General features: G+C 50.5%; 15 protein-coding genes. 4 read left to right on the forward strand and 11 right to left on the reverse strand.

Annotated features, from left to right (window positions below; translation table 11 throughout):
• Window positions 1-116: 116 nt before the first annotated feature.
• From HP566_RS20580 to HP566_RS20605, 6 genes are all read right to left on the reverse strand, one after another.
• Window positions 117-1,223 (reverse strand): hypothetical protein, encoded by a 1,107-nt coding sequence (locus HP566_RS20580; RefSeq protein ID WP_249979168.1) that lies wholly within the window; start codon window positions 1,221-1,223, stop codon window positions 117-119.
• A gap of 31 nt (window positions 1,224-1,254) precedes the next feature.
• Window positions 1,255-2,277, reverse strand: a complete 1,023-nt coding sequence (locus HP566_RS20585) for a Nif3-like dinuclear metal center hexameric protein (protein ID WP_249979169.1) — start codon at window positions 2,275-2,277, stop codon at window positions 1,255-1,257.
• Between the two features lie 177 nt (window positions 2,278-2,454).
• Entirely contained in the window at window positions 2,455-2,808 is a 354-nt protein-coding gene (locus HP566_RS20590) for a Na-translocating system protein MpsC family protein (protein ID WP_249979170.1), read from the reverse strand.
• 222 nt (window positions 2,809-3,030) lie between these two features.
• Complete coding sequence (locus HP566_RS20595) at window positions 3,031-3,693, reverse strand: GntR family transcriptional regulator (protein ID WP_249979171.1); 663 nt, start codon at window positions 3,691-3,693, stop codon at window positions 3,031-3,033.
• Between the two features lie 137 nt (window positions 3,694-3,830).
• Window positions 3,831-4,136, reverse strand: a complete 306-nt coding sequence (locus tag HP566_RS20600; RefSeq protein WP_249979172.1) for a hypothetical protein — start codon at window positions 4,134-4,136, stop codon at window positions 3,831-3,833.
• 76 nt (window positions 4,137-4,212) lie between these two features.
• Window positions 4,213-4,983 (reverse strand): creatininase family protein, encoded by a 771-nt coding sequence (locus HP566_RS20605; RefSeq protein ID WP_249979173.1) that lies wholly within the window; start codon window positions 4,981-4,983, stop codon window positions 4,213-4,215.
• 872 nt (window positions 4,984-5,855) lie between these two features.
• Between HP566_RS20605 and HP566_RS20610 the strand changes: the two genes are divergently transcribed.
• Complete coding sequence (locus tag HP566_RS20610; protein WP_249979174.1) at window positions 5,856-7,328, forward strand: hypothetical protein; 1,473 nt, start codon at window positions 5,856-5,858, stop codon at window positions 7,326-7,328.
• Between the two features lie 201 nt (window positions 7,329-7,529).
• Entirely contained in the window at window positions 7,530-7,829 is a 300-nt protein-coding gene (locus tag HP566_RS20615; protein ID WP_249979175.1) for a 2Fe-2S iron-sulfur cluster-binding protein, read from the forward strand.
• A 339-nt stretch (window positions 7,830-8,168) separates the two neighbouring features.
• Here HP566_RS20615 and HP566_RS20620 read toward each other — a convergent pair whose 3' ends face one another.
• Window positions 8,169-9,074 (reverse strand): DMT family transporter, encoded by a 906-nt coding sequence (locus HP566_RS20620; protein ID WP_249979176.1) that lies wholly within the window; start codon window positions 9,072-9,074, stop codon window positions 8,169-8,171.
• A gap of 97 nt (window positions 9,075-9,171) precedes the next feature.
• On the opposite strand from HP566_RS20620, the gene HP566_RS20625 reads away from it, so the two are divergent.
• A complete protein-coding gene (locus HP566_RS20625; RefSeq protein ID WP_249979177.1) occupies window positions 9,172-10,107 on the forward strand; it encodes a LysR substrate-binding domain-containing protein in 936 nt (311 codons plus the stop codon).
• Here the strand turns inward: HP566_RS20625 and HP566_RS20630 are convergent.
• Window positions 10,100-10,861, reverse strand: coding sequence for a helix-turn-helix transcriptional regulator (locus HP566_RS20630; RefSeq protein ID WP_249979178.1), 762 nt, complete (start codon window positions 10,859-10,861; stop codon window positions 10,100-10,102). The genes HP566_RS20625 and HP566_RS20630 overlap by 8 nt on opposite strands.
• Before the next feature lie 147 nt (window positions 10,862-11,008).
• Between HP566_RS20630 and HP566_RS20635 the strand changes: the two genes are divergently transcribed.
• Window positions 11,009-14,173: an acyl-[ACP]--phospholipid O-acyltransferase gene (locus HP566_RS20635; RefSeq protein ID WP_249979179.1), complete on the forward strand. Its 3,165-nt coding sequence runs from the start codon at window positions 11,009-11,011 to the stop codon at window positions 14,171-14,173.
• 268 nt (window positions 14,174-14,441) lie between these two features.
• On the opposite strand, the gene HP566_RS20640 is transcribed toward HP566_RS20635, so the two are convergent.
• The 3 genes from HP566_RS20640 to HP566_RS20650 form a co-directional block, all read right to left on the reverse strand.
• Window positions 14,442-15,191: an RES family NAD+ phosphorylase gene (locus tag HP566_RS20640; protein ID WP_249979180.1), complete on the reverse strand. Its 750-nt coding sequence runs from the start codon at window positions 15,189-15,191 to the stop codon at window positions 14,442-14,444.
• Window positions 15,188-15,559 (reverse strand): MbcA/ParS/Xre antitoxin family protein, encoded by a 372-nt coding sequence (locus tag HP566_RS20645; RefSeq protein ID WP_249979181.1) that lies wholly within the window; start codon window positions 15,557-15,559, stop codon window positions 15,188-15,190. Before HP566_RS20645 ends, HP566_RS20640 begins: the two co-directional genes overlap by 4 nt.
• 79 nt (window positions 15,560-15,638) lie before the next feature.
• Entirely contained in the window at window positions 15,639-17,399 is a 1,761-nt protein-coding gene (locus HP566_RS20650) for a mechanosensitive ion channel family protein (RefSeq protein ID WP_249979182.1), read from the reverse strand.
• Window positions 17,400-17,718: the final 319 nt, after the last annotated feature.

A 17,718-nucleotide genomic window follows, 5' to 3' on the forward strand; every position in this document is an offset into this window, starting at 1 on the left:
AAACAAAGAAGCAACATGGTACGAAAAGCGCCCTCTCTTTAAAAAAGAGAGGGCGCTTTTTAACTACGTTATAACTATTTTCAAAAGCTATCAGCAGAAAGTCATCTGCACAATAACTACACTACAAATGGGGTCACGAAGAAGGCAATCAGGAAAGCGGTTATAACGCGCATGAGAATTCCAAGCACGGCGGCCCCCATCGCTTCACGCTCGGTTAAGTCCGAACTTTCCGACCAGACAACGGGCACTTGCCCAAAGATAGCGGATAACGGCAGACCTGATGAAGCCAACACAAAAGAGCCAACCACCAGCGACGGATCTATTTCACTAGCAATGGACTGCAACTGCCCCATCGCCAGTGTTGGGCTTACCAGAACCGATAATACGCCGGTTTCAGGATGAATATTAAGATGGAGCATGACCCATCCCAAGCCCGACTCAACCGGCGCCCAAACGCCTATGTAATCCAGCACACCAATCACCGCAAAAACGAGCGCCACCGCTGGAATTAAAATCAGCAATAACAACTCCACCCCCTCCCGAGCAGCCCTAAACAGGGTCGGGATAAATTCCCGGTCTGGGGTAAAGGCTGGCAACTGACCAATATCCACATGGCGTACATCGCGATAGACCAACTTCGAGAGTAAAAAAGGGCCAATTAGCAAAGGCAGGAACACAGCCAACAGCACCACAATGAAGACGTTAACTCCTGCAAAAGCCAACGCCATCAACCCAAGCATGAAAGTAGAGAAGGATTGCTGGGACTGTACCATCGTGGCGACAGCCAGTTTCTGCTCGTCTTTTGTTGCACCTGCCCGTTTGAGGATCGGCCCGGAGATTTTTCCTGCTGCGTTAATATCGCCAAAGATATTATAAATACTAGGAATAATAACCGCCGGGTTAACCTTAAATAGCTTCATTGCAGGCACAAAGATACGCATTAGCGCATCAGTGAACCCCAATCGCTCCAACAGCCGACCAATAATAACACTGACGATAATGGCGGTACCCACCACCCCTGTCAGGAAGACATCCACCACGACTGGGCGTACCGAGTCGATAATAGCATTAAAAAGACCAGCCAAACTGGTAGGGGAAAACAGCAAAAATAAAAGGCAGATACCAAGTAGTACTAGCCCCACTATCTCAATACGTCTCCAAGCACGCTTGGCAATAGACAGTGTTTTTTCCCCGGCTTGGGGGTCGGAAAGTGATGTTTTCATGAGTAACTCCTGGAAGAGGGTTGAGTATGCTTTAAACATCGCTCAGTGCATGTTTGCCCAACAGGTGACTAGCAGCCATTTCCTGTGCATATATCTGCATTGTTGGGGAACCGACCTGTCTTACGGGCGTAGAAGTGACTCGGTCCCGAAACAGCACAACCTCAACACCTTCGAGCAACTCATCAAGGGCATGTGCCAATGGCAACCCGTTTTCCAGTATCTCCATGACATGGCAATTGCCAACCATGAAATTGAGACCCAACTCTCTAGCCGTTTCAACCAGCGGGTGACCCTCATAAACTCGACTGATTGATGCCAACACAGTATCAACATATGGGTTTTCTGCGATGGCTCGCCGCATATCATCTGAAGAGAAGCCGGTATGCGGGAAAAAATGTAATATCTGTTCCACTTGGCTCTCACGTGTACCAAGATGAATAAAGCCATGCGTTTCGACACTGGTTTCACAGATAGAGAAAATACCTCTTAACTGTCGCTCAGCATCCAGTAGCGCTCGATCCTGGTCCAGCGCCATGAAGCTATCAAGGCGATCCAGAATATCTCCCAATGTTTCGATACCAGGCAATGTGTTGCCGATATACATAATATTGCCATGTACACCACCATAAGAGATGCTACCTTTTTGTATCTTATGGCCATGCAAATACGGAATTCCAGGATGCAGGCCATGAAATGCCTCATGGCACTCCAAACCAGCGATGTCATAAAGATCCAGATAGTTTTTCAGGGTGACGCCACCACAACTGGCAGCATCCGCGATAGGATGATGCGCAACAATAGCGTCCACTTGCGTGGCCCCCGCCAGTTCAATGACCACTTCAGTCATCGTCATACAGACAGCTAGTTTCTTTACCTCCCTGCCCGGATTGCCATAAATCAATCCAGGTATTTCCAATACCTCCTTACCGTAAATACCCGATGACTTCATGATCACAAAGGGGTGATCCCCACGTTTTACCTCATCCATGGATGAGACAGTTCTACCACCAGTAATGGCGCTTAGTGCGTTGACGATGTCAGAGACGGTTGTCATTGGTTTCTTCCTCTGGGACAAAAAAAACCGCCAGCACAACCCTAGGCGAAAGCCCAAGGCTGCACTGACGGTCATTGAGCACTCCCCCCTTTCAGGGTGAGTTCATATCACCAGTCAACGTGCTCCAAAGATTTGCGTATTATGCTCCATCTCAATAACGAGATATTTCTCGCTAAGCTAGAGGTAATCACGCACATCCTTTTTCATTATTATCAGCGTGGCGGAAAGCTCAGCATCCGGATCGTAATCCTTTAGAATGGACACCACCTCGAAAGCATACTTCTCAACCAGCCGCTGCTTAAACTCCTGCTTAAACCCCTTGATTAGATAGTGATCTGCCAATTCACTAACGTTGCTATTCAATTGACTTAAATAACCCAGGGAGGGGACCCGACGGTGCACAGCCATAATGAGAATCCGCTCCCCCTGAATATCCACTTTCTGCCGCACGACACCAATCCCAAAGATACGGTAGTTAGTATCATTGTACTCTTTGATGATGTCCTGCTTTAGATCGCCCAGCGTTGTCATGACGGAATCGTCTCGTAAGAAGTTAAACCGTACGATCCCTGCACCAACCTATCCATTTTCGTAACCGCCATTGCAATCACAATTATTACAATGACAAGTTCTTTTCCCGTCACTAAGTTTCGTGAGCACCCAGGCAGCTAGAATTTTTAGGCATCTGGTATACCACAGTATTTATCGACAAACTAGCCAACCTATTACCGGGTGTCAAGTATGCCAATTAAATTACACCTGCGAACGACTCATATAAGCCTTGCGTGACTTTTCAAGGTGTATCTGAGTAAAGCTAACCGCCAAGTCCTCTTCACCATTGCGGATAGCGCCGAGGATATCGCGGTGCTCCCGTAGCGCCTCTTTTGTACGCCCAGGCAAACCACTACTCAGATTGGAAAAGGCACGCACATAATCCTTTAAATCGACCAGCATCTCATGCAACTTAGGGTTTCCTGCCGCCCGTCCGATGAGATCATTGTATTTGACGTTCAGCTCAACGGCATCCTCAACATCACCATTAAGCTGAGCAGTTTCCATCTCAACCATCAACTGATCTATTTCAGCTACAATATCGCCATTGATTTTCTGGGCAGCCAACCTGGCTGCCAACGATTCAAGCGAAGAAAGGATCATGAAAACCTCCAGTATCTCGGACTGGGGAATTTCATTAACCACCACTCCTTTACGCGGAACCGTTCGTACAAAACGCTGGGTTTCCAAGCGAAAAAGCGCTTCGCGGATAGGTGTGCGACTAATATTAAGTTTCTCAGCAAGCACCCGCTCTATCAAACGATCTCCTGGCTTGTACTCACCACGCAAAATCGCATCTTTCAAATAGGTATAGACCTTATCACGAATCGGGGACAAGTCCTGTTGGCTCCAGAGTCCAGGCATGGGAAGCTTCCTTGGCGATGACCATAGGCGGGATAAATTTGGTTATCATCATACCATGCTGACTACATTTGGTGCACCAGGAACCAAATGTAGTCAAAGAAACCAGCCTGCACATTCTTCAGAGCATCCAACTGCTGTCAGGCACACTTCTCCAGACGCGTATCAATCGTCCCAAACGTAACGAGTTGATTCAGTTCCTTACGAGCTTCTTCAAGCGTATCAAAGCGCTCGAAGAATTTAAGCCTCACACGATTGGTAGTACCTTTGTCCCCCACCTCAACGATACTCACCCGCTCTTCCAGCGCGTTCTCTTCTACCTTAGCAATGGTGAAATACGCCTTCTTACGTTCATAGAAGTAATATTCATACGACTCGACTGGCCGTATCCCCTGGTCAGGTAACGCATCATACTCATCGAATTTACTGGTCATAATTATATACATTGCCAACTCTCCTCTATGGTTAGGTACCCTCTACGTTTTACGCCACACACATTTATCCCTTGACAATAAAAACTTACTATTCCGCTGCACCAAGCAAATCATTCACAGACTTAACCAATCCATCTAACGCCTCTTCCACGATAGCTTCCCCAATCGAGAAACTGGCTTGGGTGGCATCACCTATGCAGCCATTACGAGTCATCTCTTCATAGCGATAAAACCCCTGAACGGGGTTGCCCGGACGCAGGCCTTGCCAGCGACCACCCTCGACGATATCCCCCTTCACCAGCTTATCCCGTCGAACGAGCGTTGGGGCCAGATACAAAGCTTCCGAGACTTCTCGCTCACAACTATGTCCATAAAGTGTCGAGTGAATGTAAGCCTGCATGGACTTCTTTGCCGCTGCTGTGGTTTTTGCGTAGTAGCACTCCACTTCCAATTCCTGGTAAAGAGTGGCACACGCGAGTCCCAGTGTGGACTGGTTGCCGCCATGGCCATTAAGAAACAAAACCTTCTCAATGCCGTGATGCTTTAACGACGTCACCATATCGTACAATACCGCCATCAACGTTTCCGGCCGAAGGCTGATGGTGCCGGGAAAGTTCAGGTGATGCGGTGAAACCCCCATATTGACGGTCGGCGTCACCAACACTCGGGGATAAAGCCGCCCCGCAAGCCGTTTCGCCATCTCCGTTGCCAGAACAGCGTCACAACTCTCATTCATGTGAGGGCCATGCTGCTCGTGTGCCCCCACTGGGACAATGGCCATTTTGACTGTTTCGAGCGCCTGCTGAACCTCAGGCCAGGTCATTTCGGTTAGCAGATAGCAAGGGGCTACCCTGGTCATCGAACACACTCCTCATAACAGTAAGCACCAAGGTCATGTAAGCCCTTTTCCGGCTAGCCCTTTGAGGGCAGCAACCAAGCTTATCAACCACATAGTCGATCAACCAAAATGGCTTTTGGTATACCAACAATCCAACACTAGCTCACATCTACTGATTATGTAAAGCTCTGAATGTGGGCATGCACGACGCCACTCAAACCCTGTCTACACCCACAAGTTATCAAAACGAGGCAGTTGCGCCTCATCCATTTCGATTTATGGAATTTGGTATACCTATATTGACGAATCCTCTCGGCTGGGCATATCCTAGTCAAACAATCGATTTTAAATAATAAAAACGACTATCCGCCGCTCATATAACACACTGATATATCAGTGTTCTTACTGATGAAAATGATTAAGAGCGGGTGTTAAATCGCAATGAACCATGAAGCCTACCCCTACAGCTTCACCTCTGTTGAGATGTTCAAAGAGGGAAAAAATAGAGTAAAAACATCGTCTTTGGTACACCACAAAGTCACCAATCACGTATGTTCCTCCCGTGGCGATGCCATTTGCTCGTATCCATATCGCCCGCGCGCAACCGCAATGCCGCCACGCCTGTCTCGCTTATTACCTGCCCGATTAAACACCTGTCAGCCAATTCAAGCTTCCTGCCACTGTAGCAGCCTACGCAAGCGACATCCTCGTGACCGGCAGGCCTCCACTCACGCTCAGCGATGCTCAAGGGGGTTGGTCATGCAACGACGATGACAATAAAGACAGATAAATGTGTTCCTGGGGGATATCACATGCACTGCCCTTCCAAACACGCTCCAGCACCAATAAACCACTTCTGACAATCAAGACCTCATGACTAGACAAGGTGCACCATGGATCAAATAGAACTGGTACAACTCACTGCATCGCACTGGATATTCCTACTTGTCATCCTGGCAATATTCATCTCAATCGGCTTTAGGAAAGGCGTTATTATTCCATCCATTCTGGGCATTCTCATTCTGGGCCTCCTGGCGGATGCTCCTCAAGAAGGCCTGCTGAACCAAACCATTTTTGCGATTCAGGTCGTTTTTAGGGCACTGCTAAATGCCGGCAATGAACTCTTTGACATCATGCTGGTTATCGCCCTCATGGTGGCCATGCTGAAATCATTACAAAGCATGGGTGCGGACCGAATGATGATTGCTCCTATGAAAAAGCTAATGATTAGCCCATGGAGCGCCTTCTTCGTACTTGGCATTACAATGTACATCGCTGCCGCTTTTTTCTGGCCGACGCCTGCCGTTGCCCTGGTGGGGACCGTACTCATTCCTGTCGCCATGCAGGTCGGTCTGCCTGCTATTGGTGCCGCAATGGCTGTCAATCTGTTCGGACATGGCATGGCACTGTCTGCTGACCCAATCATTCAAGGTGCCAGCCGTCTAACGGCGGGTGCAGCTGGTATCGAAACCACCGAGCTGATCCCATATACCCTTCTATTCTCATTTACCGTCGGCATCATCGCAGTCACCATTGGCTTCCTAAAGCTCAAACGTGATATGAGTTGCGGCCGTATTCAAGCCTCCACTGGCGACCAGGTGTTTGTTCCCAAATCTGCTGGTGCTGCCGCCACCCATCCGGCCACCCTCTCAGAAGAGCCTACACCTAACCCTTACGCAAAGTTGTTTGCTATCGCTGTCCCTACCATACTGCTCGGTATCGCAGGACTGATGATTTACCGTGCCCTGCTTCTACCAGACCAGGCGATTCGTGGCGGAAACGCCACCGCCCTGTTGGGTGGTACGGCTACCGTATTGCTGGTTCTGTCTTCTTTCGCCTCGCAGGGCCACAAAGCACTCGATGGGATCAGCCACTTCACACGAGAAGGCTTCTTCTTTGCGATCAAAATATTTGCTCCCATTATCCCCATTGCTGGTTTTTTTCTGCTGGGTCATCCAGCACATTCTGAAGTCGTCATCGGTAGTACTGCACCAGGCTACCTGTTCGACATTGGTCATAACATAGGCTATTTCATTGAAGGTAATGTCTTCCTTCTGGCCTTCGGCATGGCATTTATCGGCTTACTGACCGGTATGGATGGATCCGGCTTTTCTGGCTTACCTTTGGTAGGCTCACTCTCTGGAGCACTGGGTACCGGCGCAGGCGTCAATATTGCCGTGCTGGCAGCACTTGGCCAGGTAACCGCCATTTTCGCTGGTGGTGGAACACTCGCCGCCTGGGCTTTTGGAGTTGCCGCAGACGCGGGAATCGCAGGCGTCAGCCCCGCCGAACTGGTACGCCGTAACGTGGTGCCCGTCCTAACCGGCGTAGTCGCAGCGACCTGCCTAGCCATCCTATTGATGTAGAGCCATATGCGGGAGTCCAGGCCGTCGCTGCCTGGCCAGTCACATGCTCCTTGTGGGTCGCTGTCCATCCGTTTCTGTTCCAAGGAGCGGCCCAAGCTCGCAGCATCACTTTAATAGCGACAAGTTGACACAATCACACTAATGGCTCATGGTATACCATGGAGCCATTAACTTTTATCTTATAACTTTCAGGTGACTTCAATGCCACTGATTACGATCCATAAAAATGGTGAAACACACCAGGGAGAGATACAGCCAGAGACCAACTTGGTAGTGCGTGCAGGAATACGACAATTTCCTTACCCACACCTAAGCTATGGTTGCGGAATGGGCAAATGTTCCAAATGCATGTGTCTGATTATTAAAGGAGGAGAAACATTACCAGCGCCTAATTGGAAAGAGAAAAAAATGCTGGGGACAAAACTAGAGCAAGGCTATCGGCTGGCCTGCCAACTATGGGTCAAAGAGGATCTTGAGCTATCGCAAAACATATCATCCTAAATAGAACGCCCCCAACCCAGTACAAGAACTTTCTTAGCAAGAGTAGTCAGGACTAACCAACCGTACACCGCCGTTGCTTCTTCCCCCTTTATTTAGCCGTAGGCGATCACCATCCTTGATGATCGCTTCACTATACGACTTATCGTTCTCTCCTCTTACCCTGAGTCGCCGTATATAATCTTGAAACAGTTCGTATTGTCACTAGCGTACTGCCAACACTGACGTCCTGGTGGACATGCCAATGCTCGAAAAAGCGCAGTACTCATACAATAATTAGGCTCGTAAGTCCTGTTATTCAGAAGTAAGTCGGAGAGTGAATGCCATGGGCAAACCATTCGATTAACGCGTCACCAATACTATTCCTACTAAAATGACGCTACCGCCTATTAGAAAACCCACGCTCAGTGGCTCGCTGAGAAATAGGGTACCAAAAAGAACACCGAAAAGTGGTGCCAAAAAAGAGAACACTCCTAGCTGAGAAGCACGATAGCGCCGCAGTAATGTGAACCAAAGCAGCAGGGCACCAAACGAAATAATTAACGCCTGAAAGCCGAGGCTAGCAACAGCCATGGGGGTAAATTGAGCGCTTATTAACTGGCCTGATATGGCCGCCATCGGTACTAGTAAAAGTGCAGTTAAAATCAGCTGGTAGCTCAAAGTGAGTTCCGGTGGAGCCTCCGAAAGGGAGGTTTTGCGGATCACTATAGTCGTGGCCGCCCATGAGAGACCCGCGAGCAAGCCTAATACATCACCGATGATAATATCGATGCCATGCGAACCGTTTGGCGCCATGGCAATCACCATACCCATAAATGCCAACCCAACTCCCCACCATTGACGAGTTGAGAGCTGCTCACCGGGCACCCATAGATGCAGCCCAAGAGCTGCGAAGATGGGGGCGGTATAGAGAAACACCGACATATGTGAGGCATGCGTATAAGTCAGCCCCCATGCCACCAACGCAAATTCGCAAGTAAAACCCAAACCCACCAGAGCCCCTGGCCGCCAGTTCAGATGAACATCTTGCCAGCGAATTCCTCGCATATACACCAATGGTATAGCTAATCCACCAGCGACAAATGAACGTAAAGCGACCTGAGCCAGAGGTGAGATATCCTCAGCTACTCCCTTAATAGCCACTTGCTGAAAACCTAGTACCAGACAAAATATGAGCATTAATGATGCAGCAGTTGTATCGACAGATTTACGCTCATAGCCTGCCGTTGTACTGCTTTGATGATTCATTGTGAGCCCCTATGACGTTGAGAGGCCCATTGCAGCAGGATGAAAACTCTCGTACAAATGATTACTTATCAGCCCTAGACTCAGGAAAAATCACTCTATGAGAATTGAAAGGCTACCGCTTAATGCACTCCGGGCGTTTGCCGAAGCGGCGAGAGAGAACAGCTTCAAAGCCGCCGCTTATCGTCTAAGCGTGACGCCTGGAGCGGTTAGCCGACAAGTCAAACAGTTGGAAGAGCACTTAGGGGTGATACTCTTTGATCGTCATGCCAATGGGGTATGTGTTACCGATGCTGGTCGGTTACTGGCTGACGATGTGCAAGCTGGCCTTCTACGTATCGCCAGCGGCGTCCAGCAAGCGACTGAACGCTCAGAAGACACCTTTCGTTTGCTGATCAGCGCACCGCCTTCATTCCTACAGCTTTGGCTACTACCTCGCCTCACAAGCTTTGAAGCCAATGAGCAGCAAATAGAAATATCTTTAGATGCTGAAGCACGTTTGACACCACCGTATTGGCAAACAAATCGGGCACGGCTATCGCTACGCTACGGCGAGGGGCCTTGGCCTGACGCTAACAGTGTGCGCCTATTCGACGACACCCTGTTTCCCGTTTGCTCCCCCTCACTACTCACCAAAGAAAATGTAACGTTACCTAGAGATTTGCTGGCACAAACACTACTCACCGTAAATTGGAGTCCTCATTCAAGCCGTTCCTTTCCCGGCTGGAGCGACTGGTTTAAAAGCACAGGAGTAATGATGAAAAAGATGCCCAGCCAACGCCAATACTCGCTCTACAGTTTGGCACTTGATCAGGCCATTGCCGGGCAAGGTGTTGTGCTGGCCAGCTACCCTCTCATCGCTGACCGACTGGAGAGCGGTGTTTTGGTGCGCCCTTTTGGTAGTCGGTTTCCTCTCACCTTGCCATTTTCTTACGACCTAATTCTGCCTAATGAGGGGGTAATACCACCTGCGGCTAACCGTTTTATAGAGTGGCTAGAGCATGAAGCAGCTCTCTTTAGTGGCACCTCTATTTAATTCCATTAGTCCTGCTTTTGAGCCCTCGCATATAATCTTGAAACAGCTCGTATTGCCACTGGCGCACTGCCAGCACTGACGTGGTGCCAAAGCGCTTGTGGATAGGTAACCCGCTTTCCCGCTCACATAAGGCATGAAACTCTTTGGCCAGCCGCTGCATCGTCTGCTGCCACTCTTCATTACCCGCATGGGATAGTAAGCCATTCAGTACAATCAGCTTTTCACTGTCACTATCAAAGCGTGAGTGGAAAAAATCGTTAGCGATATACTGCTGAAAGAAACGCTGGATCGGACCACCTGGGCGCCAGCGGAAATTGGCCGCCACGCGCCGCCGGATGCGGTTACCTGGCAGCAGCTCAATCAGTTTGAGCCGCTCCAGTTTGAGCAATTGGCGAGTGCATTCTGCCTCACTCAACTGGTACTGGTGGTGAATTTCGTCGAAGCTATAACCATTGATAACGCAAACAGCAACCAAAAACAGCTCCCTATCATCAATGATGATCTGCTCCTGGGCCTGGGTTAGCTCCTGTAAGCGTTGCTCCTGCGACTGCATGGCCTGCACAAGCTCAGCGAATTCAATATTGAGCTGATCACAGATGCACTCCAACCGTGCCAAGGTAAAGTGCTTGTCGGCGAATAGGCGTTTCACGGAAGCTTCACTCAACCTCAGCCACTGGGCAACATCCGCGTAGGTTTTACCCTGGACTCGCAGTTGACGCTTTAGTGTATCGATTAACGAATCGGCTTGGGACACATAAGCCTCCTGTACTCATCGAGCAAAAAGTAGCAAATAACGATACCAAAAAGCGCCTATAACACAACTCAGCACAATAGAGTTGCAATAAAAGAGCCTATTGCAGAGAGTGGCTACCATGTCTGGGGATTGATAAGGCTACCTAATATGCAAAGCGTGCTGAAAATGAGGGGCGCCTGGCCCTACCTGATTGCGATTTTTCTTAATGCCTTTATGGACCTGGGACATAAAATCGTCATCCAGAATACAATTTTCAAAAGCTATGATGGCACTACACAGGTCGCACTGACAGCGTTGGTGAACGGGCTCATCCTGCTCCCCTTTATTGTGCTGTTTAGCCCGGCGGGCCATGTAGCGGACAGCTACCCAAAAGTGCGTGTTTTACGGGTCTCTGCCTGGGCGGCTGTTGTGGTCTCCCTGGGCATCACCGTCGCCTACTATCAGGGGTGGTTCTGGCTGGCGTTTGGTATGACACTGCTGCTGGCTATTCAGTCGGCTTTTTACTCTCCCGCCAAGTATGGCGTGGTAAAGGGGCTCTTCGGCAAGCCACGGCTTGCCGAAGCCAATGGGCTTATTCAGGCCATTACAATTGGCGCTATTTTGGCGGGCACAGTCGCTTTTACCGCTTTTTTTGAAGCCTGGACTCCCTTTGCGGATCAAACGCCAGATCAACTGCTGCGCCAAGTTGCGCCACTGGGCTGGCTGCTGGTACTCAATAGCGTTATTCAGGTACTGGCTCTTTATCAGTTGCCGCTCGATACCGCCCATGCCCCCAACACGCCGCTCACCTGGCAACGTTATATTAAGGGCGCAGCCCTAAAAGATAACGTGCGTATTATCGCGCGCCAGCCCGTGCTGAGGCTTTCAATTATAGGGCTAGCTACCTTCTGGTCGGTAGGCCAAGTACTACTAGCAGCGTTTCCCGCCTATGCGAAAGATGCGCTTAACATCGATAACACTTTGGTACTTCAGGGCATTCTTGCCGCCAGCGGTATCGGTATTGCGCTCGGCTCCCTACTGGCAAGCAAGTTATCGCGTAACCGTATTGAAACAGGGTTAATCCCGCTAGCGGCTGTCGGTGTCGCCGTTGGCCTATGGTGCCTGCCGCTCTTTACCACCCCAACAAGCCAAGCTTTGAACTTTATTTTTATCGGCACGATGGGTGGGCTGTTTATTGTGCCGCTGAATGCGTTGATCCAGTTTAACGCTGCTGACAACGAACTGGGTACCGTGCTGGCTGCCAATAACTGGATACAAAACATCTCAATGCTGGGCTTTTTGGTGCTCACGGCGCTATTTGCCCTGGCTGGCGTGGATAGCCTTTACCTGCTGCTGTTAGTGGCTTCGGTTGCCATGGTGGGGGGAGGCTATACGATCGTTAAGCTGCCCCAAAGCCTTGTGCGCTTTCTGCTTAGCTTTCTTCTTACCCGTCGCTATCGTGTCGATGTTCATGGCTTGGAAAACCTGCCCGCTCAAGGGGGCGTGCTTCTACTGGGCAACCATATAAGCTGGGTTGACTGGGCAATGGTGCAGATCGCCAGCCCGCGCCCAGTGCGTTTTGTAATGCTAAAAAGTATTTACCAACGCTGGTATCTACGTTGGTTTCTCAATGCATTAGGCTGTATCCCCATTGAGCGTGGCGCTGGTGCTGATCATGCATTGGCTACCGTTGCGGAACAACTCAATGCAGGTGAAGTGGTCTGTCTGTTTCCTGAAGGGGCAATTAGCCGTAATGGCCAGCTAGGGGAGTTTCGCCGAGGCTATGAGCGTGCCTGTAAAATGGCCAATCCTGATGTCCGAATTGTACCGTTTTATCTGCGCGGATTATGGGGCAGTCAGTTTTCGCGCTCTTCCAGCAAGCTCAAAGAGCTGCGCAATGCGCCCCTGCACCGCTCTGTTGTTGTGGCTTTCGGTAAGTCCTTGCCGAAAGATACGCCCGCCGATGTGCTCAAACGGCGTATTTTTGAACAGGCCACCCGTTCCTGGCAGCATGCGATTGAGGAGTTACCCAGCTTGCCTGATGCATGGATTCGTAGCGTTAAACGCAACCTACGTGCCAAAGCTCTCATGGATACCCTAAGCCGACCGCTCAATGCTGGCCAGGCGCTCACCGCCAGTATTCTGATGGCCAAGCGTATTGGTAAGCTCTGTCCTGGTCAGCATGTAGGCCTGCTACTTCCCACCAGTACGGTTGGGGTAATTACCAACATGGCAACGTTACTGGCGGGCAAGACTATCGTTAACCTGAACTACACCGCCAACCAGGAGGCACTGACCTTTGCTATAACCCAGGCAAATATTGGTACGGTCTTCACCTCACGCCGTTTTGTCGAAAAACTAAACCAGCGCGGACTGGATGTTGACCTGTTACTAAGCCAGCAACAGGTTATTTACCTGGAGGACCTACCAGCCTCAATCAGGCGTGCCGAACGTTTGGCCACCTGGCTCGCCGTAAGCCTGTTGCCTACCTGGTGGCTACAGCGCTGTTTCAGCCGAGCACGCGATGCGGATGCTACCGCAGCCATCCTGTTTGCCAGTAGTAGTGAAGGTTTGCCCAAAGGCGTGATGCTAAGCCACCGCAACCTGATGGCGAACATCAAACAAATATCCGATGTGCTGAACACCCAACACGATGATGTGATCATGGGCTCATTACCGCTGTTCCATGCCTTCGGCCTTACCGTAACGCAGTTTCTCCCGCTGATTGAAGGCTTGCCGCTGGTGTGCCATGCCGACTCAACCGATGCGCCTGGTATCGCGGGCGCCGTTGCCAAGCATAAGGCGACCATTATGTTCGGCACCTCCAGTTTTTTGCAGCTATTTGTACGCAGCCCCAAAGTACACCCTCAGATGCTGGCGAGCTTAAGGGTGGTGGCGGCGGGTGCAGAGAAGTTGGACGACAGCGTTCGTACTGATTTTACCCTTAAATTCCATAAACCCATTTATGAGGGGTATGGCGCTACAGAAACGTCGCCTGTTGTTTCAGTAAACCTGCCTGATGCTCTGGATGTTCACTACCAGCAGGTCCAGCGCGACAGCCAGGCAGGCACGGTAGGTATGCCGCTACCGGGCACCAGCGTTAAGATCGTGGACCCGGATAGTTTTGAGGAGTTACCCACCGGTGAAACAGGTATGATTTTGATCAGTGGCCCCCAGGTAATGCAAGGCTATCTCAATGATTCCAAGCGTACCGGGCAGGTCCTTCGTGAGATAGACGGCACCAACTGGTACATAACCGGCGATAAGGGGTTTATTGATGAGGATGGCTTTTTAACACTGATTGACCTCAACACCCGGTTTGCAAAAATATGACCAGCTTTCCATGCATTGCCCCCTGTTGAGTAGCCATAAGAGAACACCAAAAATCCTGGCGCGGCGAATAGAGTTGCATCCCGATGGCTCCACCCCGCCCTGGCACCTTCTGAACCATGAAGCAACATGATGGCAGGAAATGGCCCATCTCCTGGTGGGCCATAAGTCACTCCCCAGTCAGGAAATCATCGTTGCACAATATGTAACGCCATCAAGCGTCCCCTTTTTCGCTATTTTCTTGTTATCCACAGGGCCATAAGGTAGATCATTACGCAGGAAATGGCAGAACACCGTTATAGAGAAAATCATCCAACGGGTAGATCATCACTCCGGATGCGTCTTTACGTTTAAAGGAGACCTGAGAAGCCGTGGTGATACAAAACCATGCACTCATCTCTCCGGGCTGATGCTGTGTGAGCGCAGCGGGCGTGAACAAGCCAACACAGGTACCGCCCTGTTGATCTCTCGCAGAGGCGTATTCAAATGCTTCAACGCCTGCCACACGCATGACACTGCCTAATGACTGGCAATGGGTATAATCCACCGGGTGCCTTAACGCTTCTATATGATCAATAAAGGCACCTGCGTTTAGCCTTACACCCTGTTTAGCAGCATAGTCCACAGAAAAGAGCGTATGTTCTGAACGAAGGGACTCCGCCACAGCAGTGCCGTCCATGGAGTACCAAAACACTAACCGGTAGTAGGCGGATTCAGCGAGGGTCGTCGCTATCTTTTGACCACCATAGAAAATACTAGGCTCATGGACACGACCAAACCGTGAACCCCATTTAAGGGGAGGATACCGAAAAGGTGTTTTTAGCAGGTAGTGAAGGTCTTGCTCCTGCACAGGTAAGGGGGGCTTAGCCGCTTCAAGCAGTGCTTCCAGTATTTCCTGCTCTTCCAGGGTATCGACATAGTCAAGTGTCGCTACCTGCTCCTGGCTTTCTACCAACCGATATAGCGTGCCTGAAATAGGCGCTATATTGCCTGCCCCACCGCAGCTTTCCCAAATACTCACACCTTACCTCGCATACCATCAACGAACCTAAGTACCGCAAACAATCCTTCCAGCCGTGTTACCTGCTCAGCAGGCACACCTCCCGTCATACGGTTGGGTGTGCGCATAAAGTGCTGCATCCACGCTTTATTCCCTCCCGTAAGGGCGAACAACGCACGAGCTAAGCGAATTAATAGTAGCGCCAGCTCACCCTGTTTGGAGGTAGGATCAAGCTTTAGGTTTTTCTTAAGCTGAGTAATGGTGGTGCGGTGTACACCTAGCACCTCTGCCAATGTCGATTGCGATAACCCCAGTTGCTCTGCAGCACGTAGTACCGCCTTAGCTAACACGACGTCAGGAGTCGCCTTAGTTTGAGTAAGAGCAGACATGGCACACCTCTAACTGATGGTTTTCCATCAATTATAGCAAAAAATGTTGCCAATCCGCATTTTACTGACCAATATCCCACTACTCACTTGCAGACGCTTCCTCACTGTCTCCAGCACTATTTCCAGCCTCCTGTTCAGCACTTGATACAGAGCGCTTAGCCTGGCTTTTCCCAAGGGCGATATCCTGATGACTGATCACCACCACTTCGCGCGGCCACCACTCGGGGTGATTATCCCGAATATAGGTCATTAGCCGTTCACGAATATTCATCTCTGATGTCCAGCCGGCCATGGGATCTGACGTCATCAAGTAGCAGGTTACCGTCTGAGCTGTTCCCGTTTGTGCGGTCACATAGCACAGTAGCTTGTGGTGCTCGACAACGTTCTCTTCCTCTTTGGCAAACTCAAGAAACTTCTCCCTTAACAACGCGATATTGGCACTCAGGTGAAGCGTCAGTTCCAGGCTTCTATACAATTTGGTGCTTTTTACCGACAGGTTTTCAAACGGTCTGGAAACAAAATAGGTGACTGGCACAATAAGGCGCCGTTCATCCCAAACCCTTAGCCGGATGAAGGTGTAGAAAATACCCTCTACATAACACCACTGCCCTTCGAACATTACCAGGTCACCAATGCGAACCGGTTTGGCGAAGGAGAGCTGAAAAGAGGAGAGGATATTGCCCAACACCGACTGGCCTGCAATCCCCACCAGCACCGCAATAACGCTGGCGGAGGCAAGAAGCGATAAACCCAGCGTTTCAAATAGCTGGATCTGCCCTAGTACATACACCGAGACCGCCGTCACGGTAAACAGGATGATCAACCTGCGCAGCGCATAAAGCGAGGTAAGCAGCCGGCGTTTATCCCTGGGCTTGGTATCATCAATTTCTCCCACCAGACGGCGGGTCATCCGGAGCATGATGGTATCGACAAAGCGTAGTGCAATAGTGCCCACTCCCCAGGCAAGAATCGCAATCAACAATACCCGGAACGTAGTAGTGGCCACTGCGGAAAAAGAGACCACATAATCAAGTAGCATCTGGGTGATAAGGGACATGACAATAAGCGCCATGGGGACTTTAATACGACCGGCAAAAATACTTTTCATGCCACCGGGCAACCAGTTGGCCATCAGGCCTACCAGGACATAAACGCCCCACCCCACAGCACCAATAACCAGCAGGAAAACAGGAATGGCAAGCCACTCCCAAATCATCAGCATCCCAAATGAGGTTTTAAAGCGTTTGGGAATATACTCTTCCAATAAGGAAGGGCCATACACTGCGTACAACACGGGAATCGCTGCCACGCTGTCAGGCATAATTAACCAAACGGGGTCCTGCTCCCCCTGACGATACCGGCCCAACCGGATATCGTACGCTTCTCCATCGGCCTGGAGAGAGGTAATTTCAATATCCCTTCGCGGCTCCCCAGCTAATGGATTTTGGCCGGAACTATCCTCAATGGCGGCATCCTGGCGCCCGGAGAGATTCGATACATTGAGCCACTCACCCCGCTTAAAGACCTCCGCCAGCTGCATGGCCAGTTGACCACCCCGCTCTGCCTGCTCGTCCGTAGACAAATCGGAAAGGTTGAGCATGTGCGCTGCCGCATCGAACTCCTCATCTTCGGTTAGCGCCAAAAAGCTTCTGATGGTTTCCCGGGGAGTCGCTAGGCTGGTATCGTCGGGAGCTTCGCCAAGCCCTGCGTTTAACGCATCGACAGAGAACCACCGCGCATCCCCGCTCTCCTCTCCCTGAGCTTGCGCCGCACAGAAACTGGAAAACGCGAAGGTCATTACCAACACTATCCACACGGGCCATGAGCCATTTACGTTCATATCAGCCTTTTCCATTGAGATGGGGCTATCCAGTTTCGCCAGCCCCCAGCATTTAACGCTGACACATCCATGTCAGTGGAGAAACAAAGTACAGACTACCACCCCGAATCCATCAAGCAGCGAAATACACGTTAAATGGGGCTCTCTTTCCGACCAGATAGTTCTACTGATGCAACGCTGTGTCTTACTCGCTAGTGCAGGTACTTCCAGAGTGGGAGCCCAGAAGGGAGCTCGTCCACGCGGTTTACCCTTCCCGGCGTGGCTTACTACCCTCAGTGAGGGCGTTGCTCGATTTTCTTACCAAGCGATATGCGGCGAT

It is taken from the genome of Vreelandella olivaria (assembly GCF_023507745.1).
GTDB classification, from domain to species: Bacteria; Pseudomonadota; Gammaproteobacteria; order Pseudomonadales; family Halomonadaceae; genus Vreelandella; species Vreelandella olivaria_A.

Bases quoted from the DNA above. Each gene is read 5' to 3' on its own strand.
- HP566_RS20580 (WP_249979168.1), bottom strand. From the start codon at position 1,223: ATGAAAACATCACTTTCCGACCCCCAAGCCGGGGAAAAAACACTGTCT.
- HP566_RS20585 (WP_249979169.1), bottom strand. From the start codon at position 2,277: ATGACAACCGTCTCTGACATCGTCAACGCACTAAGCGCCATTACTGGT.
- HP566_RS20590 (WP_249979170.1), bottom strand. From the start codon at position 2,808: ATGACAACGCTGGGCGATCTAAAGCAGGACATCATCAAAGAGTACAAT.
- HP566_RS20595 (WP_249979171.1), bottom strand. From the start codon at position 3,693: ATGCCTGGACTCTGGAGCCAACAGGACTTGTCCCCGATTCGTGATAAG.
- HP566_RS20600 (WP_249979172.1), bottom strand. From the start codon at position 4,136: ATGTATATAATTATGACCAGTAAATTCGATGAGTATGATGCGTTACCT.
- HP566_RS20605 (WP_249979173.1), bottom strand. From the start codon at position 4,983: ATGACCAGGGTAGCCCCTTGCTATCTGCTAACCGAAATGACCTGGCCT.
- HP566_RS20610 (WP_249979174.1), top strand. From the start codon at position 5,856: ATGGATCAAATAGAACTGGTACAACTCACTGCATCGCACTGGATATTC.
- HP566_RS20615 (WP_249979175.1), top strand. From the start codon at position 7,530: ATGCCACTGATTACGATCCATAAAAATGGTGAAACACACCAGGGAGAG.
- HP566_RS20620 (WP_249979176.1), bottom strand. From the start codon at position 9,074: ATGAATCATCAAAGCAGTACAACGGCAGGCTATGAGCGTAAATCTGTC.
- HP566_RS20625 (WP_249979177.1), top strand. From the start codon at position 9,172: ATGAGAATTGAAAGGCTACCGCTTAATGCACTCCGGGCGTTTGCCGAA.
- HP566_RS20635 (WP_249979179.1), top strand. From the start codon at position 11,009: ATGCAAAGCGTGCTGAAAATGAGGGGCGCCTGGCCCTACCTGATTGCG.
- HP566_RS20645 (WP_249979181.1), bottom strand. From the start codon at position 15,559: ATGTCTGCTCTTACTCAAACTAAGGCGACTCCTGACGTCGTGTTAGCT.
- HP566_RS20650 (WP_249979182.1), bottom strand. From the start codon at position 17,399: ATGAACGTAAATGGCTCATGGCCCGTGTGGATAGTGTTGGTAATGACC.